This is a genomic window from Terrabacter sp. NPDC080008 (genome assembly GCF_040702505.1).
GTDB lineage: Bacteria > Actinomycetota > Actinomycetes > Actinomycetales > Dermatophilaceae > Terrabacter.
The window spans coordinates 481,211-505,476 of sequence record NZ_JBFBLC010000001.1; the positions used below are offsets into that span (position 1 = coordinate 481,211).

Here is a 24,266-nt window from a genome sequence, read left to right on the forward strand (position 1 = left end):
TTTGCGGACCGGCTCGTTGACCGACGAGCCCGTTCCCGGACAAAGGAGTCCTCGTGCCTCGATCCTCGCGAACCACCCGTCTCGCCCGCAGTGTCGTCGCGCTTCTCGGTGCGCTCGGCGCGACGGCAGCCCTGACGGCGGCCAGCCCCTCAGCCGCAGCAGGCGCAGCCCAACAGCCTCGCGTGGTGCAGCTCGGCGACTCCTACTCGGCCGGCAACGGCACGGGCAGCTACGAGGAGCGCGACTGCTACCGGTCCCCCGACAACTACGGCTCGCAGGTCGCCGCCTCGATGGGCGCCAGCTACGTCGACGCGGCGTGCAGCGGTGGCGTCGTCGCCGACATCCTCGAGCCTCGCAAGCTCGGCAACGCCTCCAGCAAGACGGGCACCTACTCGATCGACCCGGCTCGCTACCCGGACCAGAAGGCCGAGTGGCTCCGCCGCGCTCAGACCGCGCGCCTCTGCGGCGTCCCGGCCCAGCCCGACTTCTCCTACACGTACACCTTCGTGGCCGGGGCCGGGGTCGGCAGCCTCTACACCGGTACCGTCTCGTGCCAGCTCGTCACGGCGGCGCAGATCGACTCGGTCACGCCCGACACCGACTACGTCTTCGTGACCATCGGCGGCAACGACATCGGCTTCTCCACCATCGTCGTGGACTGCCTGACCCTGCGCGAGCCCACGAGCTGCAAGCAGGCGCTCGACGCGGCCACCGCCAAGGCCCCGCAGATGGTCGAGAAGACGAAGGACGCGCTGCGGGCCGTCGAGCAGAGGTCCAACGGTCACGCGCAGGTCTACCTGCTCAGCTACCCCTACCTCATCAACTCCGAGAGCTACGCCATCCCCGAGGTCGCTCCGGTCTACGACGCCGGCAAGGCCCTCAACAACCTGCAGCGCCTCGGCGACCAGCTCCAGGCCCAGGGCATCGCCGAGCTGAACGCCGAGCCCGGGGCCGACCACTACCACTTCGTCGACACGGTGAAGCAGGCCTGGGGCGGGCGCGCCCACGGCCTCGACCCGCACGTCGTGGCGGACAACTCACGCGCTTGGCTCGTGCCGGTGGGGACGCCCGGGCGCGACACGGCCGAGTACGTCCACCCGACCCAGCCGGGCTGGGACGCGACTGCCGGAGCCCTGCGGGCTGCCGTCATCGGCTGACAACTGACGCCCGACCGCACGACTGCTTGCTGGCCGGACGACTGCTTTGGTATGCCGTGTGGTTCGTCCGTTGTGAGAGCACTCGACGGGGCGTCAGGCACTCGCCCGAGCCGCGGTGGCAGGTCGCGGTCAGGCCCAGATGGCGGCGGGGATGCCGTCGGAGAAGACCTCCGGCGGGTCCGGCAGCGACCGGGCCACGCCGGCGGTGTGACGGGCTGCCGACCACGCGACCGCACAGGCGTCGAGGACGTCGTCGGCGGCATACCCCTGTCCCTGGAGCACCGACGGGCGCGCGATGCCGGCGGCGGCCAGGGCCTCGAGGCGCAGGCGGCGGCCCTCGTCGGTCTTCTTGCTCGCGAGGATCGGCGCGCCGGTCATCGTGGCGAAGGACAGCTCCGGGTGGATCTCGAGCACCGTGACGGTCGGACGGGTCCGCAACCACGCGTCGATCTCGACGATCTTGTCGCGCAGGGCGAAGGCCTGGGCGCCGACCCCTTGGCCGACGAGCTCGCGGTTGACGGCGTCGGCCTCGAGGCGGGTCGGCGCGGCATACGCCCCGCGGGTCAGGGTGGAGAAGATCGACGACGCCTTGCCGGGGAGGGCGCGGCGGGCGAGGACGTCGGCCTGGCGGATCGAGCTGTCAGGCAGGCCGATCGGGATGTCGATGCCGACGACGCGGATGCCGGTGGACTCGCGCACCATGGCGACGAGCTCGCCGATGGAGGGCGCCACGACGACTCGTGGGCGGGGCGCTCCGGGCTCGAGGAGGGCGCCGACCCAGCCGGCGGAGCAGCCGTCGACGCCGAGGACCGGGACGAGCACTTCGACCGGTGCGGGACGGCCTGCGGCAGCCGCGTCCCCGGAGCGGTCCAGCGCGTCGGCGAGGCGCACCAGCGCCGTGACCGAGTCGGCCGCCGCAGCCCGGACCTCCTCCGGCCCGCCCGCGACCAGCCCCTGGTCACCAGCCAGCTCGGTCGCGAAGGCACGCACCCGGTCGCGCCACTGCTCGCTGTCCATGGCACCACCCAACCGCACCGGCGGATGAGACACGCGGCCGGTCAGGCACCTCGGGCGGGATGGCCCTCCAGCGCCGGCAGGTCGGCGGGCAGGTCGAGGAGCTTGTCGGCCGTCACCGGCAGGTCGCGCACCCGGATGCCGGTCGCGTGCCAGGCCGCGTTCGCGACCGCGGCCGCGGCGCCGACGATGCCGATCTCGCCGATGCCGCGCGAGCCCATCGGGTTGGTCAGCGGGTCGGACTCCTCCAGCCAGGTCGCCTCGATCGAGGGCACGTCGGCGTGCGAGGCCACGTGGTAGGTCGCGAGGTCCTGCGTGACGATGTGCCCGAAGCGCGGGTCGCGCACCGACTCCTCGAGCAGGCCGGACCCGAGGCCCATCACCATGCCGCCGATGAGCTGCGACCGGGCCGTCGTCGGGTTGATGATCCGGCCGGCCGAGAAGACGCCGAGCATCCGGCGCAGGCGCGGCTCGCCGGTCCACACGTTGACCCCGAGCTCGACGAAGTGGGCGCCGAACGAGTGCAGCGAGTGCGTGTCCATGGCCGGGTTGTCCGGCGGGGTGCCGGTGCTCACGTCGCCGACGCCGGGGGAGGTGCCGTGCTCGTCGCGGAAGGCGCGGGCGGCGCCGACGATCGCCGAGCCCCACGACGCCGTGCCGGCCGACCCGCCCGCGACGGTCGCCTGCGGGAGGCTGCTGTCGCCGAGGTGGACGTCGACCGCATCGACCCCGACGCCGAGCGCGTCGGCCGCGATCTGCCCGAGGACGGTGAGCGCTCCGGTGCCGATGTCGGCGGCGCCGATGCTGACGGCATACCGTCCACCGGCGAGCGCCTCGATGCGCGCGGTGTTGGCCGGCTGCCGGTAGTAGGGGTAGGTCGCGGCCGCGACGCCCATCCCGACGAGCCAGTCACCGTCGAGCCGGCTGCCGGGACGCGGGTCGCGGTCGGCCCAGCCGAACTGCTCGGCGCCGGTGCGCAGGCACTCGACGAGCTTGCGATGGCCGAAGGGCTGCCCAGACTCGGGGTCGACCTCCGGCTCGTTGCGCACCCGCAGCTCGATCGGGTCGAGGCCGCAGGCGACGGCGAGCTCGTCCATGGCCATCTCGTGCGCGGCCATCCCCGGCATCTCGCCCGGGGCCCGCATCCACGAGGGCACGGCGACGTCGAGCGCGATGAGACGGTGACTCGTGTGCCGGTTCGGGGCGGCATACATGTGCCGCGTCGCGACGGCGGTCTGCTCGGCGAACTCCTTGAGGGCCGAGGTCTGCTCGAGCACCTGGTGGTCGATCCCGAGCAGCGTGCCGTCGGCGCCGGCGGCGAGGCGGAAGCGCTGGATCGTCGCCGTGCGGTAGCCGGCCAGCGCGAACATCTGCTGACGGGTCAGCGCCAGCCGAACCGGCCGTCCCGGGTGGGCGCGGGCAGCCAGCGCCGCGACGACGTCGTGGGCGTGCGGCAGGCCCTTGCTGCCGAACCCGCCGCCGACGTAGGGCGAGCGCACGTGCAGCTGCTCCGGCTCGAGCCCGAGGATCGGCGCGAGCTCCGACACGACGCCGTGCACGCTCTGGGTCGACGCGTCGAGGACGAGCCGCGGGGCGCCGTCTGGGTCGGTCTCGGCCGCCCAGCGAGCCGTCGTCGCGTGCGGCTCCATCGGGTTGTTGTGCTCGAAGGGTGTCGTGTAGGTCTCGTCGACGACGACGGCCGCGGCCTCGAGGGCCGCGTCCAGGTGCCCGATGGCCGTGTCCGTGGGGAAGGCCGGGTTGACCTTCTCGGGAGCGTACGCGTGCGGGTCGTCCGCGCGCAGCTGCGCGCGGTGCTCCCGCACGTCGTAGCCGACCCGCACGAGGCGCGCACCCTCGCGGGCCGCCTCGGGCGAAGTGGCCACGACGACGGCCACGACCTGCCCGCGGAAGGCGACGTCGGGCGTCTGCAGCACCTGCAGCTCGGCGTTCTCACCGTCTTCCAACCGGGGTGCGTTCGTGTGGTCGAGCACCGCCACGACGCCCTCGTGAGCGAGCGCCGCCCCGGCGTCCACCGACCGCACCGCGCCCTTGGCCACCGTCGACTGCACGAGGTGGAGGTAGAGCGGGTCGTCCGCCGGCGCCTCGTACGCGTATGCCGCGGCCCCGCGCACCTTGAGGGGTCCCTCGGTGCGCGCCACCCGCGTGCCCATCGCCACGGCGTCGAGCTGGTCCTGCCGGCTCTGGCCGGCCGTGTCCGCGCTCATGCGCTCGCCTCCGTCGGGTTCGTGGCCAGCCGTTGCAGCACCATCGTCGTGGCGCGCCTCACGAGCGGGACCTTGTATGCCGCGTCGTCCGTCGTCGACGCCGCGGCGAGCTCCGCGTCGAGCGCCGAGCGGATCGCCTCCGGCGTGAGCGGGCCACCGCGGAGGGCGTCCTCGGCCCGGGTGGCGCGCCACGGCTTGTGCGCGACCCCGCCCCAGGCGATGCGGACGTCCCGCACCCGGGCATCGGCGCCCTGGCCGTCGAGGTCGAGCACGACGGCCACGGAGACGAGGGCAAACGCATACGACGCCCGGTCCCGCGCCTTGTAGTACGTCGAGACGGTGGTCACCGGGAGCGGCGGCAGCTCGACCGCGGTCACGAGCTCGCCGTGCGCGAGGGTCGTGTCGCGCTGCGGCTCGTCCCCGGGCAGCCGGTGGAAGTCGGCGAAGGGGATGCGGCGCTCGCCGTCGGGCCCGAGCACGACGACGGTCGCGTCGAGGGCAGCCATCGCGACCGCCATGTCCGACGGGTGCACGGTGACGCACTCGGGCGACTGGCCGAGGATCGCGTTGTAGCGGCCGTAGCCCTCGAGCGCCGAGCAGCCGGTGCCGGGCTCGCGCTTGTTGCACGGCGTCGTCACGTCCTGGAAGTAGACGCAGCGGGTGCGCTGGAGCAGGTTGCCGGCGGTCGTCGCCTGGTTGCGGATCTGGCCGGAGGCGCCGGAAAGCAGCGCGCGGGACAGGACGGCATACCGCTGGCGCACGACGGGGTGGGCGGCGAGGTCGCTGTTGCGGACGTTCGCGCCGATGCGCAACCGGGAGCCTGCGGGGCCGCCGGAGCCGCCGGCCTCGGCCGGGACGTCGGTGATGTCGTCGAGCGGCAGCCGGCTGACGTCGACGAGCCGGGTCGGGGTGGCGACGCCGAGCTTGAGGTGGTCGACGAGGTTGCTGCCGCCGGCGATGAAGCGGGCGTCCGGGTCGGCGCTGACGGTGGCGACGGCCGACTCGGCGTCGCGGGCCAGCTCGTGCACGAGGGCCTTCACGCGCCGGCCGCCTCTCGGATCGCGTCGACGATGTTGGGGTAGGCGCCGCACCGGCACAGGTTGCCGCTCATCCGCTCGCGGATCTCCTCGTCGCTGAGCTCGATGTCGCCGGTGAGGTCGTCGGTGACGTGGCTGGGGTGGCCCTGCTTGGCCTCGTCGAGCATCCCGACGGCCGAGCAGACCTGGCCGGGCGTGCAGTAGCCGCACTGGAAGCCGTCGCGGGCCAGGAACGCGTCCTGCACGGGGTGCAGCCGGTCCTCACCGCCGCCGAGGCCCCCGGCCGTGGTGACCTCGGCGCCGTCCTGGGCCACGGCGAGCGTCAGGCACGACAGGTGCCGCCGGCCGTCGAGCAGCACCGTGCAGGAGCCGCACTGCCCGTGGTCGCAGCCCTTCTTCGGCGCCGTGACCCCGAGCCGGTCGCGCAGCGCGTCCAGCAGCGTCGTGCGGTGGTCGACGACGACGTCGCGCGCCGTCCCGTCGACGTGGAGCGTGATCCGGGATTCCATGTCTCACCGTCCTGCCGTGGTCGCTCCGGGCGAACGGCCGGTGGGGTCGTACCCGCCCGGGGAGCGCCCGCGTCGTGGACGCGGCGGAATGTGTGAGACGCGGCGAGGGTTTCCGCCTCCATGAACACCAAGTCGGACACGAAGGCGGACGCGACGGAGACGACGAGGGACGAGAAGGCGACGATCGGCGTCACCGGCCTGGCGACGATGGGGCGCAACCTGGCCCGCAACATCGCGCGCCACGGCCACACCGTGGCCGTGCACAACCGCACGACCGCCCGCATGACGAGCCTCGTGGAGCAGTTCGGCGACGAGGGCCGCTTCGTCGGCGCGGAGACGCTCGAGGACTTCGTGGCGGCGATCGAGCGTCCCCGCGCGATCATCGTCATGGTCAAGGCCGGAGCCCCGACCGACGCGGTCATCGACGAGCTCGTGCCGCTGCTGGACGAGGAGGACATCGTCGTCGACGCCGGCAACGCGCACTTCACCGACACGCTCCGCCGGGAGAATGCGCTCGCCGAGAAGGGCATCCACTTCGTCGGCATGGGCGTCTCCGGCGGCGAGGAGGGCGCGCTCAACGGTCCGTCGATCATGGTCGGCGGCTCGGACCACGCCTACGAGCGCCTCCAGCCGGTCGTCGAGTCGATCGCCGCGCAGGTCGACGGGACGCCCTGTGCGGCGCACCTCGGCCCGGACGCCGCGGGCCACTTCGTCAAGATGGTGCACAACGGCATCGAGTACGCCGACATGCAGCTCATCGCCGAGTCATTCGACCTGTTGCGCAGCGTGCTCGGGCTCGAGCCGGCGCAGATCGCCGACGTGTTCCGCGAGTGGAACGAGGGCGACCTCGAGTCGTTCCTCATCGAGCTGACCGCAGACGTGCTGGCCCACACCGACGCCGCCACCGGCACGCCGTTCGTCGACGTCGTCGGCGACGCCGCCGAGCAGAAGGGCACCGGTCGCTGGACGGTCCAGAGCGCCCTCGACCTCGGCGTCCCGGTGACCGGCATCGCCGAGGCCACCTTCGCGCGCAGCCTCTCGGGCCACACGAGCCAGCGGGCCGCCGTGCGCAAGACCTTCGCCGACCTGGGCGGGCTCGACCCCGCCGCCCAGCGCGAGGTCGACCGCGACGCCTTCGTCGACGACGTCCGGGCAGCCCTCTATGCGTCCAAGATCGTCGCGTACGCGCAGGGCTTCGACCAGCTCGCCGCCGGCTCCAAGGAGTACGGCTGGGACCTCGACCTCGGTGAGGTCGCCACCATCTGGCGCGGCGGGTGCATCATCCGCGCGCGCTTCCTCGACCGGATCCGGGAGGCGTATGCCGAGGGCGGCGTCCTCGAGAGCCTGCTCACCGCGCCGTGGTTCGCCGAGGCGATCGGGCAGGGCGTGCAGGCCTGGCGGCGGGTCGTCGCGGTGGCCGCCGAGCGGGGCGTGCCGGTGCCGGCGTTCGGGTCGTCGCTGTCCTACTTCGACGCGCTGCGTCGCGACCGGCTGCCGTCGGCGCTGATCCAGGCGCTGCGCGACAACTTCGGCGCGCACACCTACCTGCGGATCGACCGCGAGGGCTCCTTCCACACCAACTGGGCGGGTGACCGCGTGGAGTCCGCCATCGAGTGATCAGCCGTGAGTCGGGTCCGTAGTCGGGTCGGCCTCAGGTGCGGGTCGCGCGACCGACACGTCGGCGGGCAGCCTCGGACACCCGCCCTTGGACACGGCCCTTGGACACGGCCCTTCGACACCGTCAGCCGTCGGACGTAGCGTGAGGCAATGAGCCTTCCCGACACCGGTCGTGCCACCACCCTCGGCGAGCTGCGCGCCTCCGGGCACGTCTACCGCACGGTCAAGAGCGAGATCCGCGAGAACCTCCTGGCCCGACTGCGAGCCGGCGAGGACGCCTTCCCGGGGATGGTCGGCTTCGACGAGACGGTGCTGCCCGAGCTCGAGACCGCACTGCTCGCCGGCCACGACCTCGTCCTGCTCGGCGAGCGCGGCCAGGGCAAGACGCGCCTGATGCGCACGCTCGCCGGCCTGCTCGACGAGTGGAGCCCGGTCGTCGAGGGCTGCGAGATCGGCGACGACCCGCACCAGCCGTCGTGCACGCGCTGCCGGCGCCTGCTCGCCGAACTTGGCGAGGACCTGCCGGTCGCCTGGCGCCACCGCAGCGAGCGCTACACCGAGAAGCTCGCGACGCCCGACACGAGCGTCGGTGACCTCGTCGGCGACGTCGACCCGGTCAAGGTCGCGCAGGGCCGCACGCTCGGAGACCCCGAGACCGTGCACTACGGCCTCGTCCCGCGCAGCAACCGCGGCATCTTTGGCCTCAACGAGCTGCCCGACCTCGCCGAGCGCATCCAGGTCGCCCTCTTCAACGTGCTCGAGGAGCGCGACATCCAGATCCGCGGCTACTCGCTGCGGTTGCCCCTCGACCTGCTGCTCGTCGCGACCGCCAACCCCGAGGACTACACCAACCGCGGCCGCATCATCACCCCGCTCAAGGACCGCTTCGGCGCCGAGATCCGCACGCACTACCCGACGGAGGTCAGCGACGAGGTCGCCCTCATCGCGCAGGAGTCCAACCTCGTGGCCGAGGTGCCCGAGCACCTGCTCGAGGTCGTCGCCCGGTTCACCCGCGCCCTGCGCGAGTCCTCGGCCGTCGACCAGCGATCGGGGGTGTCCGCGCGGTTCGCCATCGCCGGCGCCGAGGGGGTTGCGGGGTCGGCGCTGCGTCGGTCGGCCCGCACCGGGGAGGTGTATGCCGTCGCGCGCGTCTGCGACGTCCCCACCATCGTCCCGACCCTCCTCGGCAAGGTCGAGTTCGAGATGGGCGAGGAGGGCCGCGAGCGTGACGTGCTCACGCACCTGCTCCGGCTCGCCGTGGCGGAGACCTACCGGTCGCGGCTCGCGGGGCTGGACCTAACGGGGTTCACGAACCTCTTCGCCGAGGGCGCCGTCGTCGAGACCGGCGAGCTCGTGCCCGGCTCCGACCTGCTGTCGCAGGTCGGTGCCGTGTCGGGCCTGTCCAAGGTGCTCGACCGGCTCGGCCACGGCGACGACGCCAACCCGGGCGAGGTGGCGGCCGCGATCGAGTTCGTCCTCGAGGGGCTGCACCTGACGCGGCGCATCGACAAGGACTCCGTCGCCGGCCGCACCGTCTACGGAGCCTGACGCCGTGCTTGCCAGAATCGAGCCGACACGCTTCATCTCGGAACACACCGAAAAAGTCACAACTCACCGGCATCCGATCCCGGTGGGTTGCGACCTACACGGTGTGTTGCGGGTGCGGAAGGGCGGCGGGCGATGACACCGCGGGGCCCCGGCGAGGGTGGCAACGGGGACGTGCACGGGCGGTTCCGCTACACGCCCTGGCACGGCGGTCCTGACCCGCTCGCGCCGCCGTTCGACGTCCGGTCGGCCCTCGACGAGCTCGGCGAGGACGTGCTGGCCGGCGGCTCGCTGCGGGAGTCGCTGCGCGAGCTGTTGCGCCGCGGCATGGACGGTCGTCGCGGACTCGATGACCTCGCCGACCGCGTACGCCGTCTCCGTGAGGCCGCACGGCGCCGCGGCGACCTCGGCGGCACGCTCGACCATGCGCGGGCGATGCTCGACCAAGCGCTCGCCGAGGAGCGCGACACCCTCGCCGGTGAGTCGGGCGACGATGCCCGCCTGGCCGAGATGGACCTCGCGACGATCCCCGACGATGTAGCCGGCGCGGTGCAGGCCCTCGGTGAGTACGAATGGCACTCGCCCGAGGCGAAGGCGACCTACGAGCAGATCCGGCAGATGCTCCAGCGCGAGGTCGTCGGGGCGCAGTTCGAGGGGCTCAAGCAGGCGCTGTCGGGCGACAACCCCGAGGCGATGCAGGCGGTCAAGGACATGCTCGCCGACCTCAACCAGCTGCTGGCCGCGCACGCCCGCGGCGAGGACACCGAGGACCAGTTCCGCGACTTCATGGACAAGCACGGCGACCTCTTCCCCGAGAACCCGGAGAACGTCGACGAGCTCATCGACGCCCTGGCCCGACGCCAGGCCGCGGCCGACCGGCTCATGGCGTCCCTCAGCCCCGAGCAGCGCGACCAGCTGAGCCGCCTCATGGCCGAGGCCATGGGTTCCGACCCCGACCTCGCCTCGCAGATGGCCCAGCTGTCCGACAACCTGCGCGCACTGCGGCCCGGCCTCGACCGGGGCAGCCCCGTGCCGCAGGGCCAGGGCGGACAGCCGATGGGCTACGGCGACGCCGTGGGTGCGGTGGCCGAGCTCGCCGACCTCGAGCAGCTCGGCGAGCAGCTGAGCCAGAGCTACTTCGGCGCCACGCTGGACGACGTCGACGTCGAGAGGCTCGAGCAGTACCTCGGCGCCGACGCGGCCCGCGACATGGAGGCGCTGCGCCAGCTCGAGCGCGAGCTCGAACGCCAGGGCTACGTCTCGCGAGGCGACGACGGCCTGCGCCTGACGCCCCGGGCGGTCCGCCGGCTGGGTGAGACGGCTCTGAAGCGGGTGTTCGAGCGGGTCGAGGCGGCCGGTCGGGGTGACCACGACGACCGTGCCGCCGGTCAGGCCGATGAGCTCACCGGGCTCAGCCGGCAGTGGGAGTTCGGCGACGAGCTGCCCATCGACACCGTGCGCACCGTGTCGAACGCCCTGCAGCGTCGGGCCCGCACGACGCAAAGTGCCCACTCGACGTCGGGGGTAGAGCTGCTCGTCGAGGACTTCGAGGTGGCCGAGACCGAGCGCCGGTCGGTGGCGGCCGTCGCGCTGTGCGTCGACATGTCGTTCTCGATGCTCCAGGAGGGCCGGTGGGGGCCGATGAAGCAGACGGCGCTCGCGCTCTCGCACCTGGTCCAGACCCGGTTCCGGCACGACGCGCTGCAGATCATCGGCTTCAACCTCGCCGCCCGGCGGCTGACGCCGACCGAGCTGACCGAGGCCGAGCCCGAGTGGGTGCAGGGCACCAACCTGCAGCACGCGCTGATGCTCGCCGGGCGGCACCTGCGACGCCACCCCGACGCCGAGCCCGTCGTGCTCGTCGTCACCGACGGTGAGCCGACCGCGCACATCGAGTCCGACGGCCGGCCGACCTTCCACTGGCCCGCGACGCAGCAGACCATCCGGGCGACGGTCGCCCAGGTCGACGAGCTGCGCCGCTCGGGCGCCCAGCTCAACGTCTTCATGCTCGGCGAGGACCCCGGGCTGGCGCGGTTCGTCGACGCGGTCGCTCGCCGCGCCGGTGGTCGGGTCTTCACCCCGGACGTGTCGCGGCTCGGCGAGTACGTCGTCGCCGACTACCTCCGCACCCGGCGGGGTCGCCGCTGAGCGTGCGTCGGCAATTCGGTCGCTCCGCCCACCGCTGGCTGTCATGGTGGCGCCATGCGAGCACCTGACGCGCGGCTGGAGCGCATCGAGGCCTACTACGACTGCGTGCCGCGCGCCGTCGCGAGCGCCGAGGAGGTCGGTCCCTTCACCCTCTTCGTCGCCGAGGAGGGCACGGGCTGGCGGTTCTACGCGCGCCCGCGGCTCGGTGGGACGGCGCGGTTCACCCAGGAGGACGTATGCCGTGTGCTCGAGCGCCAGCGCACGCTCGGGGTCCCGCGGGCGATCGAGTGGGTCGACGAGGTGACGCCGTCGCTGCTGCCCGCGGTCCGAGGGGCCGGACTCGAGCCGCGCTGCTACCCGCTGCTCGCCCTGTCGTCGGACGTGCCGGTGTCGGCGGACCCGCGGGCGCGGGCCCTTCAACCTGCGGAGCCGCACCTGTCGCTGGCGCTCGGCTCGGTGTCCGCCGGCTTCGCCGGGCGCGACGAGGTCTCGCCCAAGGAGCCGGGCCGGCAGCCCGAGCTGATGGAGGACGGCAAGCTCGTCGTCGTCGCCTCGTTCGAAGACGACCGGCTCTGCGGGGCCGGTTCGGCCGCGCCCCGGGGCGACGTGGCCGAGCTGATGGGCATCGCGGTGCCGCCGCGACACCGCGGGCGTGGGCACGGCACGGCCATCACCAGGACCCTCGTGGCGACCTGTCGAGAACGGGGCGTCGACCTGCTCTTCCTGTCGGCCGGCTCGGACGCGGCGGCCGACATCTACCGCCGCGTCGGCTTCGTCGACATCGCCACCGCTTGCATCCTCGAGCTCGACGACTGACGTGCCGAGAGCGGGGCGCCGATCGCATGGTCGCCGGCCGGTGGCCTGCGTCAGTGAGTCACTTTCCGGTTCACCGACGGAGCCCGACATGTCTCCGGCGCCCTCCGGCTCGGGTCAGTCGGTGACCGTCACTCCGTGCCAGAAGGCGACCCGGTCCTGGATCTGGGCGGCTGCCCGCTTCGGGGTCGGGTAGTACCAGGCGGCGTCCCGGTTGGTCTCGCCGTCGACGGTCAGGGAGTAGTACGACGCCTGGCCCTTCCAGGGGCAGGTCGTGTGCGTCTCGCTGTCGACGAGCACGGCGTCGTCGACAGAGTCTCGGGGGAAGTAGTGGTTGCCCTCGACGACCACGGTGTCGTCACTCTCGGCGATGACCTTGCCGTTCCAGATCGCGCGCACGCTCGAACTCCTTCGTCCGGCCCCCGGGATGGGGCGTCTGAGGAGAAAACGGCGCAGGGCCCGGATTCCTTCCGAACCCTCGACAACCGATGCCGGCCGGGCAGGTCCTCAGTGGGCCGAGCGGACCAGCCCGAGAGTGTGTGCGACGACGGCGTTGGCGTGCCCGTGGCCGAGCCGGTGCTCGGCCTTCAGCCACGCGACGAGCTCGCCGTGCTTGACGGTGCCGCCGGCGTGGCGCGCCCGAACCAGCCCGATCCAGTGCTCGACCGGCTGACCGTAGGTCTTCTCGATGGACGGGAAGTAGGAGGCCGGACCCTTGGGGGCCGGCGCGGTGCCGGCCTGCCGGCTCACGTGCTCGCTCACTGGTGCTCCTTCGGTAGACCTCGTCATGCTCGTACGTCGATCGGCCGCTCCGCGTCTCGACACGGCATACGCCCTGGAAGTTCGACGAGCGTGTCGTCGGATACACCAAGGTGCTGCTGCACCCGGGCGGTGCTGCCTAGGCTGGGGGCATGGCAGCGGGGTCGAGCTCATCGTCGGGGCGGTGGTCGATCGCCTCGCGCGACTCGTTCCTGTCGATCGGCTCGACCGGGTCGGTGCTGTCCATCGGGAGCGTCGGCTCGGTGCTCTCGATCGGTGGGGTGGGCTCCTTCGCCTCGTTCTTCTCCGTCGGCTCGTCGATGAGCGCGCTGTCGCTGCTGTCGAGCATGTCGCGGCTCTCGGTGCTCTCGCACCAGAGCGACGCGTCGGTCATGTCGGTGCAGTCGAAGCGGGCCCTGCGCGGCTACAGGGTCGACGGGACGCTCGGCCGGCGACGGTCGAGCGGCTAGGCCGACTCGCCTCGGACCGGCCGGTAGACCAGCCAGAGCGCCCCGCTGGGCGTCGGCGTCGCGCTCTGCAGCGCCAGACGCTGCAGGCCGGGCAGGCCGTCGAAGAGGCGTCGTCCCTCCGGGTCGAGCACCGGCGCGACGGCCAGGTGCAGCTCGTCGACCAGCCCTTCGGCGAGCAGCGACTGGGCCAGCTGGATGCTGCCGTGCACGCCGATGTCGCCGCCCGGCAGCGCCTTGAGGCGGCTGACGACGTCGGCGAGCGGACCCGACACGGCCTCGCTGTCGCCCCACTCGGTCGTGAGCGGAGTCGAGGTGACGACGTACTTCTTGACGCCGTTGATGAAGTCGGCGAACGGCTGCTCGTCGGACGTGGGCCAGTAGCGCGACCACTGGTCGTACATGTGCCGGCCGAGGAGCACGGCGTCCTGCGCAGCGATCAGCCGCGCCTCCTGCTCGATGAGGCCGTCGTCGAAGGTCGGTGGCTGCGGCTTGTCGGGATCGGTGTCCGGCGGGAACGCCCGGGTGGGGTCGTCGACGGCGCCGTCGAGCGAGGTGATGGCGTAGACGACGATCTTGCGCACGGGGCTTCCTGTCTTCGGGGGTCAGGGGGCGGCGGGGCCGCTGAGGGTGAGACCCAGCCAGTCGGCAAGGTCGGCGATCTCGCGGTGGACGTCGGCGCGTACGCGCTCGGTGAAGGGCACGTCCTCGTGGATCGCGTTGACCGCGAGCGTGCCGGCCTTGCGGTCGGCCTGGGCGTCGAGCTTCCCGACGAGCCGGTCGTGGTGCAGGATCGGCAGCGCGAAGTAGCCCCAACGGCGCTTCTCCCTCGGCTTGTACATCTCGAGGATGTACTCGAAGCCGAAGAGTTGCTCGGCGCGGACCCGGTCGTGGATGAGCCGGTCGAAGGGCGACAGCAGCGCCGTGCGCCCCTCGAAGCGGTCCGGGACGTCGAGGTATGCCGGGTCGACCCGCCACGTCCCCGGCAGCCCCTCGACCTCGGCGGGCTCACCGGCGTCGGCGGCGTACGAGTGCTCGCCGGGCATGACCGTGCCGGTGGGGCGGGCGATGCCGAGGGCGGCCAGGCGCCGCTCGTTGCGGTGACGGACCGCCTCCTGGAGCGTGAGCGTGGGCAGACCGGGCGGGTAGACGCGCTCGGGCAGGTCGAAGTAGCGCTGGCGGCCCTTGCGTCCGGCGATGGCGACCTGCCCGCGCAGGGCCAGGGCCTCGAGCATCTTGGTGAGGTTGCGGTTGTTGGTCCAGCCGCTCGAGGGCCACGGCACGACGCTCGTGTCGGGGATGTCACGCGAGAGCAGCGGACCGTCGGCCTCGAGCTTGGCGATGATGTCGCGGCGGAACGAGTCGTTGTCGGCGAGCCACTGCGCCATGAACGGATAGGGGTCGGTGTCGCGGGCCTCGGCGATGACGGCCGGGACGTCGCCGGGGGGCCGGATGTAGGCGACGGTCTCGACGAGCGTCCGGTCGTGCTCGAGCGCCCGGGTCAGCTGGGCCGGGTCGTAGGAGCGGCCGATCCGGCTCCACAGCACGAGGTCGGCGCTCGGGGCGATGGCCGCCGTGGGGTCGATCTGCAGGAAGGTCAGCCGCTCGACGGTGGCGACGAGGTCGGTCGGGCGCGGCCGGTCGAGCAGCTGGGCGTGCACGGCGATGCGCCGCGCCTGCTCGACGGTGAGCTGGTGGACCGACATGGGCTCGACCCTAGCCAGCAGCACCGACAGGGTGGGTGGGCCGCGCACGGCGATCCGCGACGAGATCCGGGTGAAGCCGGGACGCGCCGCCGCGCAAAGGGGTACTAAGGGGTATGCCGTCCGCGTCCGTGGGGACCCTTGTGCGCCAGCGCCTGGCGGAGCAGCGCGACGCCCTGCGGGACGCCGAGGCCGCCGCCCGTGCGGGTGACGAGTCCGGCGTGCACGACCTACGCGTGGCGATGCGGCGGCTGCGGGCGCTGCTGGCGACCTACCGGCCCGCCTTCGACCCGTCGGTCACCGAGCCGGTGCGCACCGAGCTGGAGCAGGCCTCGCGCGAGCTCGGGCAGTCCCGCGACGCGGCCGTCGCCGTCGAGACCGTCGAGGCGCTGTTGCAGGAGGCGCAGCTGGACGGCCTCGACGCCGAGGCGGTGGCCGGGCTGCGCGCCCGGCTGCGCCTCGACGCGAGCGGGACGACCGACGACGTGGCCGAGACGCTGGGCTCGACCCGCTGGGCCGCCGTCGTCATCCTCGTCGACGAGCTCGTCTCGCACCCGCCGCTGACCGACGAGGCGCAGCGCGGGGCCCGCTCGACGGCCCGCGAGCGCGTGCGACACGAGGGCCGCCGCTTCGCCGAGCGGGTGGACGCGGCCAGGGCCGCCGGGCCTCATGAGCTGGCCCAGCGGCTCCACGAGGTGCGCGGCGCAGTCAAGCGCCTGCGCTACGCCGCCGAGACCGCCGAGCCTGTCGCCGGCAAACAGGTGCGCGCCATCCGCAAGCAGGCCAAGGCGGTGCAGGCGCGCATCGGGCGGCACCACGACGCCGTGATGACGCGGGCCACCCTGCGCCACCTGGCTCTCGACGAGGCCGTCGGCGAGGGCGCGGCCTTCCTCCTCGGTCACCTCGACGCCGACGAGCAGCGGGCACTGGCCACCCTCGAGGAGCAGTCCTGGAACGAGGTCGACGCGCTCCAGCGGCTGCTGCGCGAGCTCTGACCGCTCGACCGGGCGACACGGCATACGCCGTATGCCGTGTCATCGCTCCTCAGCCGGCGACCCCTTCCAGCGCGGCGTGGTCGCGTCGTGCCGCGGCCGGCGAGCCCGGCGTCGGGGCGAAGCGCGAGACGAGACCCTGCTGCGCGAACGTCCAGGCGTTGTTGAGGAACCAGTAGACGACCAGGGCCGCGGGCACCACGGCCGCCGCCACGAGCAGGCCGACCGCGCCGAGCCACGGCAGCAGGCGCTGGGCCGACGCCATGGCCTCGGGAACATCGTGCAGGTCGGTCATCGGAAGCACGAACCAGCGCTGCGTCAGCAGGCTCAACGCCGCGGCGCCGAGCGCCAGCGCGACCAGCAGGAACCCGCCGGGGCCGCCGGCGGCGAGCGCCGTCCCGAGGTGGCTGGTCAGGTGCAGGCCGGCGAAGGACGCTGCGGAGGCGGACGCGACGAGGGTGGCGTCGAGCGCGCCGATCGAGTGGCCGGCGGCGAGGTCAGAGACGACCCGGTAGAGCGCGTAGAAGAGCGGCAGCTGCAGCAGCATCGGCGCGAGGCTCCAGCCGGAGACGCCGTGCTCGGCGTGGATCGCCTTCTGCTCGGCGCGCATCGCGGTCAGCTGCTCGAGGTCGCGGCTGCCGGTATATCGCTTGCGCAGCTCGCGCAGCTGGGGTGCGGCGTGGGCGCGGGCGTGGGCGGCGCGCACTCCGTGGATGGTGAGGGGCAGGAGCGCGGTCCGCACCGCCACGACGAGCAGCGCGACGGCGAGCAGCCAGGCGCCGGCGGACCCGGGGCCCAGGCCGAGCCGGGCGGCGAGGTCGTGGGTGGCCGCGAGGACCGCGGCGACGATGTGGGTGACGGGGGACAGGACGGTGGACAGGTCGGGCATGACGAAGCTCCTCGAGCGGGCCCGCGCTCGGTCGGCGGCGGGCCAAGGATGGGTCGGGTCAGAGCCCGGACGCCGCGGGTGCGGCGGCCGGGGTCAGTGCCGACCCGGCGCTCGTGGACGCTGGGGGCAGCTCGGGACCTCGAGGGCGCACCAGTACGCCGTCGAGGCCGGGACGGCGCCCGGCACCCCTGACGTGCTGGCTCGCACCGGCACCGGCCGCAGCACCTGCCGGCCGGTCGTGGCGAGCACCGCCGTGACGAGGCCGACAGCGGCGGCCGTCACGAGCAGCTGCCCGGGACCTGCTCCGGTGAGCGAGCCGAGGAGCACGACGACCGTGGCGGCGAGGCCGGCGGTGAGCACCCAGAGGGACTCGCGGGTCGAGGCGACACGGGCGCGCAGGTCGCTCATCCGTGTCTCCTCTCCGGCTGGCTCGAGGCGACGGCCCCGGCGGTGCAGCCCGAGTCGGGCCTCGGATCGAGCGTACGTCACGGCGTCGGCATATCCCGTTGCCCGTGGAGCGCGGCGGTCCGTAGGTTGCCCGGCATGCCCACCCGCGTGCCGTACGTGCCGTTGCCGATCGACCAGTCGGACGTCGTCTACGAGCACGGCCCCGACTCCGCGAGGCACGACGACGTTCCCTTGGGCGAGACGGTCGAGCTGCGGCTCGACGACAGCGCCACCTACCCGGGGACGTCCCGCACGGTGTGGGTCCACGTGCCGGCGGCGTACGTGCCGGGCGAGCCGGCCTCGGTCATGGTCTTCAACGACGGCTGGTGGTACCTCAACCCGGACGGCGAGGTGCGCGGCGGCATCGTCCTCGACAACCTCGTCCACCGCGAAGACCTCCCGGTGACGATTGGCGTCTTCGTCGACCCCGGCGTGTTCGAGGGCCGCGCCGACCCGGACGAGCGGAAGAACCGCAACGCCGAGTACGACGCCTTCGACGACCGCTACGTCACGTTCCTGCTCGAGGAGGTGATGCCGCTCGTCGGGCAGCGCTGGGCCATCAGCGACGACCCGGACCGGTGGGGCGTCTGCGGCGGCAGCAGCGGCGGCAACGCCGCTTTCACCGCTGCCTGGCTACGGCCGGACCGGTTCCGCCGGGTCGTCGCGTTCCTGTCGAGCTTCGCGCAGATGCCGGGCGGCAACCCCTACCCCGCGCTCCTGCCGACGGCGGCGCCCATGCCGTTGCGCGTCTTCCTGCAGGTCGGGCACCGCGACCTGAACTGGAACCAGCCGGAGTCGAACTGGCTGGCCGAGAACCTGCGCACCGCTGCGGCGCTCGCCGAGGCCGGGTATGCCGTCCGGATCGTCCTCGGGGACGGCGGCCACAGTGCCAACCACGGTGGTGTGCTGCTGCCCGACGCCCTGCGCTGGGTGTGGCGCGACTCCTCGGAGCAGGCGTGATGTCCGAGCGCGGGGCTGCGTCTCGGCTCGACGGCGGCGGCGCGTGCCTGCTCGTGACGGGTGCGCCCGGGGCCGGCAAGTCGACGGTGTCGCGCCTGGCTGCCGAGAGCCTGACCCGCTCGGCCCTGCTGCGCGGTGACTTCGTCAGCCGGCTCGTGGTCAGCGGGCACGTCTGGGCGCTCGGTGAACCAGCCGAGGAGGCCGCCCGGCAGACGCGCCTGTGCAACGACAACCTCGTCTTGCTGGCCCGCAACCTCGTGGCAGCCGGGTTCACCCCGTCTTCTTCGACGGGCACGAGGCGCTCACCGCGTCGATGCGCGACGGGTTCGGGGAGCTCGGCTGGTGGTTCGACACCGCGGCGCTGACCGCCGAGGAGACGGTCGCGCACGCGGTCGACCACGCATACGACCTCGGTCGCCGCGGGCTCTGACAAGACGGGCCCGCGAGCCCGGCCGCCCACCTATCCTCGGTCTCAGGGCGTCTCCGCGGCCCGCGGCCGCCGGCCCGGGCCGGAAGGGAGGCAGGGATGGAGGCAGCCGACTCGGAGCGGCCGGCCGGTCCTGCTGCCGACGCGCCCGCCGCCGACGCACCCGCCGCCGACACGTCCACCGCCGACACGTCCGCCGCCGACACGTCCGCGGCCGACGCGTCCGCTGCAGACGCGCGGCGGATGCGGCGGGCGGCTCGCGAGTCCCAGGCGCCCACCCCTCCCGCCGTGGCCGGTCGCCGGCTGCTCGACCGGTTCGACCTCGTGCTGCTGCTCGTCCTGGCCGTCATCGCGATCCAGTCCCTCGTCGACACGAGCGGCTCGGTCTGGGGGTCGTTCGTCACCCACTCGGTGACCGGACTCGCGCTCATCGTCGCCACGCGTGCCTCCGCCGTCCCGCCGCGGGCCTGCCGCGCCTTCGACCTGCTCGTGCTCGTGACGGTGGTCGGCAACCTCGTGCTCGTCGTCGCCTCCAGCCGAGGTGGCCAGGCGCCGGGGAACACCGTGCAGGCCGAGGGGATCTGGCTGGTCGCCGAGCTCATCCTGCCGGTCGTCATCGGCCGGCGGGTGCTGCAGCACCGGGTCGTCGGCGTGCAGACCGTGCTCGGGGCCGTCGCGGCCTACCTGCAGATCGCGGTCACCTACGCCACGCTCTTCCAGACGATCGACGCGCTGTCGCCGCAGCCCTTCTTCGGCCAGGCCGTGTCGACGACCGTCTACACCTACTTCAGCCTCGTGACCATCTCGACAGTCGGCTACGGCGACTTCGTGGCCGTCACCAACGTCGCCCGGCTCGCGGCGACGAGCGAGGCCGTCATCGGACAGGTCTTCCTCGTCACGTTCGTGGCCTTCATCGTGTCCCGCTTCGCCGCGAGCCCGGCCCGTCGTGGCGCTCGCAACGGCGAGGACGACAACCCCTAGCATCTCCGGCATGCCCCACCGGCTCGTGCGCGACGCCACTCCTGCCGACGCGGACGCGTGCGCAGCGATCTACGCGCCCTACGTCACCGACACGACCGTCACCTTCGAGACCGAGCCCCCGGACGCCGCGGAGATGGCGCGCCGGATCGCCAAGGCCCAGGCGCGCCACGCGTTCCTCGTGCTCGAGGATGAGGGCGAGGTCGTCGGGTACGCGTATGCCGGCCCGTTCAAGGAGCGCGCCGCCTACCGCTGGTCGTGCGAGGTGTCGGTCTACCTCTCGCCGCACCGGCACGCTCGGGGCGGTGGCCGCGCACTGTATGCCGCGTTGCTCGAGCGCCTGACCGCCCGCGGCTACCGGATGGCCGCCGCCGGGATGACCCAGCCCAACGAGGCGAGCGGCCGGCTGCACGCGGCGATGGGGTTCGAGCCGGTGGGCACCTACCGCGGGATCGGCTGGAAGTTCGGCGCCCCCCGCGATGTCACGTGGGTGCAGAGGGCCTTGGGCGAGCCGTTCGCGGGGCCCGGCGATCCGCCCGAGCCCAGCTGACGGCATACGCGAGCGGTCCCTCGACGTCGCAAAGTGCCCACTCGACGTAGGAAAGTGCCCACCCGACGTGGGAGCACGTCGAGTGGGCACTTTGCGACAAGCCCTACGGGGGGTCAGGGCAGGGCGGGGTAGTCCGTGTAGCCCTCGGCGCCGCCGCCGTAGAAGGTGTCGGCGTTCGGCTCGTTGAGCGGGGCGCCCTCGCGCCAGCGGCGCACGAGGTCGGGGTTGGCGAGGAACTCGCGGCCGACGGCGACGAGGTCGGCGAGGTCGCGCTCGAGGAGGTCCTCGACGTCGGCCAGCTGCGTCACCGAGCTGAAGCCGGTGTTGAGGATGACCGGGCCCTCGAAGCGCTTGCGCAGGTTGCGCACGAGGTCGGACTCCGGGTCGCCGAGGATGCTGAGGTAGGCCAGGCCGAGCGGCGCGATGCCCTCGACGAGCGCCTCGTAGGTCGCGGCGGTCTCGGCCTCGTCCTCCTCGAGAACGCCCTGGATGTTGTGCGCGGGCGAGATGCGGATGCCGACGCGGTCGGCGCCGATGGCCTCGGCCACGGCCTTGGTGATCTCGATCGTCAGGCGGGCGCGGTTCTCGGGGGAGCCGCCGTACTCGTCGGTGCGCTGGTTGCTGCTCGGCGCGAGGAACTGGTGCGGCAGGTAGCCGTTGGCGGCGTGGACCTCGACCCCGTCGAGACCCGCGGCGATCGCCTGGCGCGCCGCGTGGACGAACTCGGCCACGAGCCCGGGGATCTCCTCGGTCTCGAGGGCGCGCGGGACGACATACGGCTGCTGGCCCTTGGCGGTGACGATCTCGCCGGGGGCGGCGATGGCGCTGGGGGCGACGCTCTCGAGGCCACCCTTGTTGTCGGGGTGGGCGATGCGGCCGGCGTGCATGAGCTGGACGACGATGTGGCCGCCGCCCTGGTGCACGCGGTCGGCGACGAGGCGCCAGCCGGCGACCTGCTCGTCGGAGTGCATGCCGGGGGTGTCGAGGTAGCCCTGGCCGACGGCGCTCGGCTGGGTGCCCTCGGTGATGATGAGGCCGGCGCTCGCGCGCTGGCCGTAGTACTCGGCGTTGAGCTCGGTCGGCGCCTGGCCCTCGCCGGCGCGGTTGCGCGTCAGGGGTGCCATGACGAAGCGCTGGGGGAGGTCCCAGCGGCCGATGCGGATGCTCTCGAAGGCAGTGCTCACGGGCCTGCTCCTCACGTGTGGGGGACGGTCGGATCTGTCGAGGCGGGCACCGCCGGGGGAGGCGGTGGAGCCTTCAACTACCTAGGCGTCAAGGAGCAGAGCCGACCGATCATTCCCGATTGCCCCCGGTTGTGGGCTACCTCGCAGGCTGCGCTCGGCTGGCACGCAAGGAGGGAACGCTCGTTGTGAGGCCGTGGATGGGGACGCAGAAGGGGAGGACGCCCGAGGCGTCCTCCCCTTCCCACAGTCGCGTCAGTGCGCGGAACCTGCTGCGCTCACGGAGCGTAGATGAACGACATGCCGCCGCTCAGCGTCACCGTGCGGGTGTCGTAGTTGTACGGACCCGCGGTGGCGTTCATCTCGATGATGGTCACCTTGTTGCCGTTGACGGCGGTGACCCAGCCGACGTGGCCGACGCTCGAGGAGCCGGCGACACCGGGCTGCATGACGATGATCGATCGCGTACGCGGGGTGCTGCTCACGGTGTAGCCCGCGGACCGTGCGCCGGAGGCCCAGGCCATCGCGTTGCCGGTCCAGCCACCGGGGTAGTAGCCCTCGGACTGGTACCACTTGTTGAGGGCGCCCCACGTGCACTGGCCGGCGGTGGCCCAGTTGGAGGAGGCCCGCATGCCCGACGAGGCGCTGGGCGCGGACGCGTTGGCGCTCACCTTGACGGACGAGGTGCTGTTGGTCAGGGTGCGGCGGGTCAGGTCGCGCGAGGCGCGCTGCGTGGCGGCCTGACGGTCGGCAGCGGCCTTGGCTGCCGCAGCCTTCGCAGCGGCGTCGGCACGCTCGGCCTTGACCTGCTCGTCCTCGATGACCTCGGGCTTGGTCTTCTCCACGCGCTGGGCAGCGGTCTGCTGCGTGGCGGGCGCGAAGCCGATCTTGGACAGGGCCGTCGACGGCGCGGGTGCGGCGGTCGTGGCCGGGCCCACCGCGGCGGGAGCCGCCTCGGGGGCGGCGGCGTTGACGCCGGCCGACTTGGCGGCGGACAGGGTGTCGGCGCTCGCCGGGTTGGCGAACCCGGCGACGAGACCGCCGGTGGCGGCCACGAGGGCGCCTGCCTTCAGGGCCGGCTGGGCCGACTCGCGAGCGAGGAGCTTGAGCTCGCTCAGGGGGTTGTGGCGTCCGGGCGCGCGGTGGCGCCCACGGGTGGTGTCGTTGATCACGGCTGTGCCTCTCCGCGCCTACGAAGTTAGCTGTCGGGTTCGGGCGGAAAGGTGCCCGGCCTCCGACCCAGCTGACGAGACTTCGTCGGCGGGGCTGAGGCTTAACCCCAAGGACGTCCGGAGTCGTTGCGCCGGACGCCCGGAGAAACGTGTGGTTCCTCCGCTCCTGTCACAAGGGTTTGGTTCTTCTCGCCAGGTGGTGACAGGACTAGGCGGTCCACCACGCGAGAGCCCGACCTGATGGACGGACTCCCGAAGAGTAGAGGAGTCGATCAGCAAAAGTCACGCCGAGGTAACGGCATGGCGTCCGTTGCGTCACCCTATGTCCAGATTTCCGGCCGGAATCAGCCCTGACCGGGCAGATCGTGAGAGGCAGATCACATCAAGCCTGTGGTCCGGCTGTGGCCGCCCGGGGTAGCGCCTGTGGCTGCTCGGCGACCGAGCACCACCGTCTTGGGGTGGCCGACGGGTCAGCTGTCGGAGCTCTCCGACACGGCGGCACGGCGGGCGAGGCAGAGCCGGGTGATCTCGCCGATCAGCTCGAGCGGCACCGGCCGGCTGACCGGGAAGCGGACGGTGTCCTTGGCCCGGCGGTAGGGGGCGATGGCCTCCTCGAACTCCGGGCTACCGGTGGGCACGGGGTAGAGCCCGACGTGGTTCTTCCAGCCGGCGTAGTAGACGAGCGGCTTGCCGTCGACGGTGAAGGTCGCCATGCCGTAGCTGATCTTCTCGGCCGCGTGCGGGGCCACCTTCTTGATCGCCTTCCTCACCCCGGCGAGCTGCGTCCGCGTGTCTTCGGGGTAGGACGCGATGTAGTCGTCGACTGACGCAAACCTGGGGGCCAATCCTGGTCCTCACTTCGGTGTCGGACCGGTCATGGAGGGGATGAACCGACTGTATTGTGCGAAACGGGCGTCTGCAAAAGGAAAGTGGTCCATTCCGGACACCCGCGGCGGCCCGTCCTCGCTCAGACCTCGAGCCACTCCTCACCGGCGAGGACCCGGCCCACGGGACCGTCCACCTCGCGCCCGAGCAGAGTCGCAGCGGTGAAGTCGGCGGCCAGCCCGTCGAACACCTCATGGCGCCGCAGCATCGCGTGCTTGCCGCCGGTGACGGTGACGTAGCCGACCCGGTCGGCGGTGCGCGCCAGGTCGCGGGCCACGGCGGCGGCGTTGCGCGGACGAGCCACCCGGTCCTCGTCGCCGTGGACGATGAGAACCTGCCGTCCTGAGAGGTTGGCTCGCCCCTCGTCCGGATAGACCCAGGGGTTGAGGGCGACGGCGCTGACCACCGGGTGCTCCCGCGCGGCGATCAGCGCGGCGCGCCCGCCGAGGGAGTGCCCGACGAGCGTCACCGGCAGCTCCGGGCCGAACCGCTCGGCGACCTGGCCGAGCGCCCAGTGCACGTCGTCGACCGGGGTGTGGGTCGCGTCCCAGCCGCGGGTCGAGTTGAGCAGGCGCAGCACGGCGGCCTCACCCCGGACGGCGCGGGCGATCCGGGCCGCGATCGGCACCATCCGCAGCACCGACAGCTGGGTCGGGCTGACGCGGGCGGCGCCGCGACGCGCCGCACCGCCGTGGAGCACGAGGGCGATGCCGCGCGGCTCCGAGGGCGCCACCGTGTCGATCAGGCGCGCGTGCGTCACCTCGTGCTCCGTCTCTCTCGCAGGGTCGTGG

At 72.8% G+C, this 24,266-nt stretch carries 24 protein-coding genes and 1 riboswitch; of the genes, 10 read left to right on the forward strand and 14 right to left on the reverse strand.

Features of this window, described 5'->3' with window-relative positions; all coding sequences use genetic code 11:
* Positions 1–53 precede the first annotated feature (53 nt).
* Entirely contained in the window at positions 54–1,157 is a 1,104-nt protein-coding gene (locus tag AB0316_RS02265) for an SGNH/GDSL hydrolase family protein (protein WP_366270091.1), read from the forward strand.
* A gap of 129 nt (positions 1,158–1,286) precedes the next feature.
* Here the strand turns inward: AB0316_RS02265 and AB0316_RS02270 are convergent, their stop codons facing one another.
* From AB0316_RS02270 to AB0316_RS02285, 4 genes are read right to left on the reverse strand one after another with little or no spacing between them, the layout of a single operon-like run.
* Entirely contained in the window at positions 1,287–2,174 is an 888-nt protein-coding gene (locus AB0316_RS02270; RefSeq protein WP_366270093.1) for a DUF429 domain-containing protein, read from the reverse strand.
* 41 nt (positions 2,175–2,215) lie between these two features.
* Complete coding sequence (locus AB0316_RS02275) at positions 2,216–4,396, reverse strand: xanthine dehydrogenase family protein molybdopterin-binding subunit (RefSeq protein ID WP_366270095.1); 2,181 nt, start codon at positions 4,394–4,396, stop codon at positions 2,216–2,218.
* Positions 4,393–5,436, reverse strand: a complete 1,044-nt coding sequence (locus tag AB0316_RS02280) for a xanthine dehydrogenase family protein subunit M (protein WP_366270096.1) — start codon at positions 5,434–5,436, stop codon at positions 4,393–4,395. Before AB0316_RS02280 ends, AB0316_RS02275 begins: the two co-directional genes overlap by 4 nt.
* Positions 5,433–5,942, reverse strand: a complete 510-nt coding sequence (locus AB0316_RS02285; protein ID WP_366270097.1) for a 2Fe-2S iron-sulfur cluster-binding protein — start codon at positions 5,940–5,942, stop codon at positions 5,433–5,435. The genes AB0316_RS02280 and AB0316_RS02285 overlap by 4 nt, the downstream gene beginning before the upstream one ends.
* A gap of 120 nt (positions 5,943–6,062) precedes the next feature.
* On the opposite strand from AB0316_RS02285, the gene gndA reads away from it, so the two are divergent.
* From gndA to AB0316_RS02305, 4 genes are all read left to right on the forward strand, one after another.
* Entirely contained in the window at positions 6,063–7,559 is a 1,497-nt protein-coding gene (gene gndA, locus AB0316_RS02290; protein WP_366270099.1) for an NADP-dependent phosphogluconate dehydrogenase, read from the forward strand.
* Between the two features lie 150 nt (positions 7,560–7,709).
* A complete protein-coding gene (locus tag AB0316_RS02295) occupies positions 7,710–9,107 on the forward strand; it encodes a sigma 54-interacting transcriptional regulator (RefSeq protein WP_366270100.1) in 1,398 nt (465 codons plus the stop codon).
* Between the two features lie 132 nt (positions 9,108–9,239).
* Positions 9,240–11,252 (forward strand): hypothetical protein, encoded by a 2,013-nt coding sequence (locus tag AB0316_RS02300; RefSeq protein WP_366270101.1) that lies wholly within the window; start codon positions 9,240–9,242, stop codon positions 11,250–11,252.
* Between the two features lie 54 nt (positions 11,253–11,306).
* On the forward strand, positions 11,307–12,068 hold the full coding sequence (locus tag AB0316_RS02305) for a GNAT family N-acetyltransferase (RefSeq protein ID WP_366270102.1): 762 nt from the start codon (positions 11,307–11,309) through the stop codon (positions 12,066–12,068).
* A gap of 114 nt (positions 12,069–12,182) precedes the next feature.
* On the opposite strand, the gene AB0316_RS02310 is transcribed toward AB0316_RS02305, so the two are convergent.
* Together AB0316_RS02310 and AB0316_RS02315 are read right to left on the reverse strand one after the other, a co-directional pair.
* Positions 12,183–12,464, reverse strand: coding sequence for a DUF427 domain-containing protein (locus tag AB0316_RS02310; RefSeq protein ID WP_366270104.1), 282 nt, complete (start codon positions 12,462–12,464; stop codon positions 12,183–12,185).
* Between the two features lie 108 nt (positions 12,465–12,572).
* Positions 12,573–12,827: a DUF4287 domain-containing protein gene (locus AB0316_RS02315; RefSeq protein ID WP_366270106.1), complete on the reverse strand. Its 255-nt coding sequence runs from the start codon at positions 12,825–12,827 to the stop codon at positions 12,573–12,575.
* A 149-nt stretch (positions 12,828–12,976) separates the two neighbouring features.
* On the opposite strand from AB0316_RS02315, the gene AB0316_RS02320 reads away from it, so the two are divergent.
* Complete coding sequence (locus tag AB0316_RS02320; protein WP_366270108.1) at positions 12,977–13,294, forward strand: hypothetical protein; 318 nt, start codon at positions 12,977–12,979, stop codon at positions 13,292–13,294.
* Here the strand turns inward: AB0316_RS02320 and AB0316_RS02325 are convergent.
* Positions 13,291–13,875, reverse strand: a complete 585-nt coding sequence (locus tag AB0316_RS02325; RefSeq protein ID WP_366270109.1) for a dihydrofolate reductase family protein — start codon at positions 13,873–13,875, stop codon at positions 13,291–13,293. The two genes, AB0316_RS02320 and AB0316_RS02325, sit on opposite strands and share 4 nt — an antisense overlap.
* Before the next feature lie 21 nt (positions 13,876–13,896).
* Positions 13,897–14,997, reverse strand: a complete 1,101-nt coding sequence (locus AB0316_RS02330; RefSeq protein ID WP_366270111.1) for a crosslink repair DNA glycosylase YcaQ family protein — start codon at positions 14,995–14,997, stop codon at positions 13,897–13,899.
* A gap of 113 nt (positions 14,998–15,110) precedes the next feature.
* On the opposite strand from AB0316_RS02330, the gene AB0316_RS02335 reads away from it, so the two are divergent.
* A complete protein-coding gene (locus AB0316_RS02335) occupies positions 15,111–15,989 on the forward strand; it encodes a CHAD domain-containing protein (RefSeq protein ID WP_366270113.1) in 879 nt (292 codons plus the stop codon).
* A 49-nt stretch (positions 15,990–16,038) separates the two neighbouring features.
* Here AB0316_RS02335 and yidC read toward each other — a convergent pair whose 3' ends face one another.
* Both yidC and AB0316_RS02345 read right to left on the reverse strand, forming a co-directional pair.
* Positions 16,039–16,875, reverse strand: coding sequence for a membrane protein insertase YidC (gene yidC / locus AB0316_RS02340; RefSeq protein ID WP_366270114.1), 837 nt, complete (start codon positions 16,873–16,875; stop codon positions 16,039–16,041).
* 93 nt (positions 16,876–16,968) lie between these two features.
* Positions 16,969–17,283, reverse strand: a complete 315-nt coding sequence (locus AB0316_RS02345) for a hypothetical protein (protein WP_366270115.1) — start codon at positions 17,281–17,283, stop codon at positions 16,969–16,971.
* Between the two features lie 135 nt (positions 17,284–17,418).
* Between AB0316_RS02345 and AB0316_RS02350 the strand changes: the two genes are divergently transcribed.
* The 3 genes from AB0316_RS02350 to AB0316_RS02360 all read left to right on the forward strand — a co-directional run bounded on the left by AB0316_RS02350 (position 17,419) and on the right by AB0316_RS02360 (position 20,237).
* Positions 17,419–18,282: an alpha/beta hydrolase-fold protein gene (locus AB0316_RS02350; protein ID WP_366270117.1), complete on the forward strand. Its 864-nt coding sequence runs from the start codon at positions 17,419–17,421 to the stop codon at positions 18,280–18,282.
* A gap of 526 nt (positions 18,283–18,808) precedes the next feature.
* Positions 18,809–19,690, forward strand: coding sequence for a potassium channel family protein (locus AB0316_RS02355; RefSeq protein ID WP_366270119.1), 882 nt, complete (start codon positions 18,809–18,811; stop codon positions 19,688–19,690).
* A 10-nt stretch (positions 19,691–19,700) separates the two neighbouring features.
* Positions 19,701–20,237 carry an N-acetyltransferase family protein gene (locus AB0316_RS02360; protein WP_366270121.1) on the forward strand — a complete coding sequence of 179 codons (537 nt, stop codon included), beginning with the start codon at positions 19,701–19,703 and terminating at the stop codon, positions 20,235–20,237.
* 113 nt (positions 20,238–20,350) lie between these two features.
* Here the strand turns inward: AB0316_RS02360 and AB0316_RS02365 are convergent, their stop codons facing one another.
* The 4 genes from AB0316_RS02365 to AB0316_RS02380 form a co-directional block, all read right to left on the reverse strand.
* Positions 20,351–21,421, reverse strand: coding sequence for an alkene reductase (locus tag AB0316_RS02365; protein WP_366270122.1), 1,071 nt, complete (start codon positions 21,419–21,421; stop codon positions 20,351–20,353).
* A gap of 275 nt (positions 21,422–21,696) precedes the next feature.
* Complete coding sequence (locus AB0316_RS02370) at positions 21,697–22,590, reverse strand: CHAP domain-containing protein (RefSeq protein ID WP_366270123.1); 894 nt, start codon at positions 22,588–22,590, stop codon at positions 21,697–21,699.
* 3 nt (positions 22,591–22,593) lie between these two features.
* Positions 22,594–22,785: riboswitch (cyclic di-AMP (ydaO/yuaA leader) on the reverse strand.
* A 275-nt stretch (positions 22,786–23,060) separates the two neighbouring features.
* The gene (locus tag AB0316_RS02375) at positions 23,061–23,435 is read right to left on the reverse strand and encodes a DUF1801 domain-containing protein (protein WP_366270124.1); all 375 of its coding nucleotides are present in this window, start codon (positions 23,433–23,435) and stop codon (positions 23,061–23,063) included.
* Between the two features lie 122 nt (positions 23,436–23,557).
* Positions 23,558–24,235, reverse strand: a complete 678-nt coding sequence (locus AB0316_RS02380; RefSeq protein ID WP_366270127.1) for an alpha/beta hydrolase — start codon at positions 24,233–24,235, stop codon at positions 23,558–23,560.
* Between the last annotated feature and the right edge of the window lie 31 nt (positions 24,236–24,266).

Bases quoted from the DNA above. Each gene is read 5' to 3' on its own strand.
- AB0316_RS02360 (WP_366270121.1), top strand. From the start codon at position 19,701: ATGCCCCACCGGCTCGTGCGCGACGCCACTCCTGCCGACGCGGACGCG.
- AB0316_RS02335 (WP_366270113.1), top strand. From the start codon at position 15,111: ATGCCGTCCGCGTCCGTGGGGACCCTTGTGCGCCAGCGCCTGGCGGAG.
- AB0316_RS02350 (WP_366270117.1), top strand. From the start codon at position 17,419: ATGCCCACCCGCGTGCCGTACGTGCCGTTGCCGATCGACCAGTCGGAC.
- AB0316_RS02320 (WP_366270108.1), top strand. From the start codon at position 12,977: ATGGCAGCGGGGTCGAGCTCATCGTCGGGGCGGTGGTCGATCGCCTCG.
- AB0316_RS02295 (WP_366270100.1), top strand. From the start codon at position 7,710: ATGAGCCTTCCCGACACCGGTCGTGCCACCACCCTCGGCGAGCTGCGC.
- AB0316_RS02330 (WP_366270111.1), bottom strand. From the start codon at position 14,997: ATGTCGGTCCACCAGCTCACCGTCGAGCAGGCGCGGCGCATCGCCGTG.
- yidC (WP_366270114.1), bottom strand. From the start codon at position 16,875: ATGCCCGACCTGTCCACCGTCCTGTCCCCCGTCACCCACATCGTCGCC.
- gndA (WP_366270099.1), top strand. From the start codon at position 6,063: ATGAACACCAAGTCGGACACGAAGGCGGACGCGACGGAGACGACGAGG.
- AB0316_RS02355 (WP_366270119.1), top strand. From the start codon at position 18,809: ATGGAGGCAGCCGACTCGGAGCGGCCGGCCGGTCCTGCTGCCGACGCG.
- AB0316_RS02300 (WP_366270101.1), top strand. From the start codon at position 9,240: ATGACACCGCGGGGCCCCGGCGAGGGTGGCAACGGGGACGTGCACGGG.
- AB0316_RS02270 (WP_366270093.1), bottom strand. From the start codon at position 2,174: ATGGACAGCGAGCAGTGGCGCGACCGGGTGCGTGCCTTCGCGACCGAG.
- AB0316_RS02345 (WP_366270115.1), bottom strand. From the start codon at position 17,283: ATGAGCGACCTGCGCGCCCGTGTCGCCTCGACCCGCGAGTCCCTCTGG.
- AB0316_RS02275 (WP_366270095.1), bottom strand. From the start codon at position 4,396: ATGAGCGCGGACACGGCCGGCCAGAGCCGGCAGGACCAGCTCGACGCC.
- AB0316_RS02305 (WP_366270102.1), top strand. From the start codon at position 11,307: ATGCGAGCACCTGACGCGCGGCTGGAGCGCATCGAGGCCTACTACGAC.
- AB0316_RS02285 (WP_366270097.1), bottom strand. From the start codon at position 5,942: ATGGAATCCCGGATCACGCTCCACGTCGACGGGACGGCGCGCGACGTC.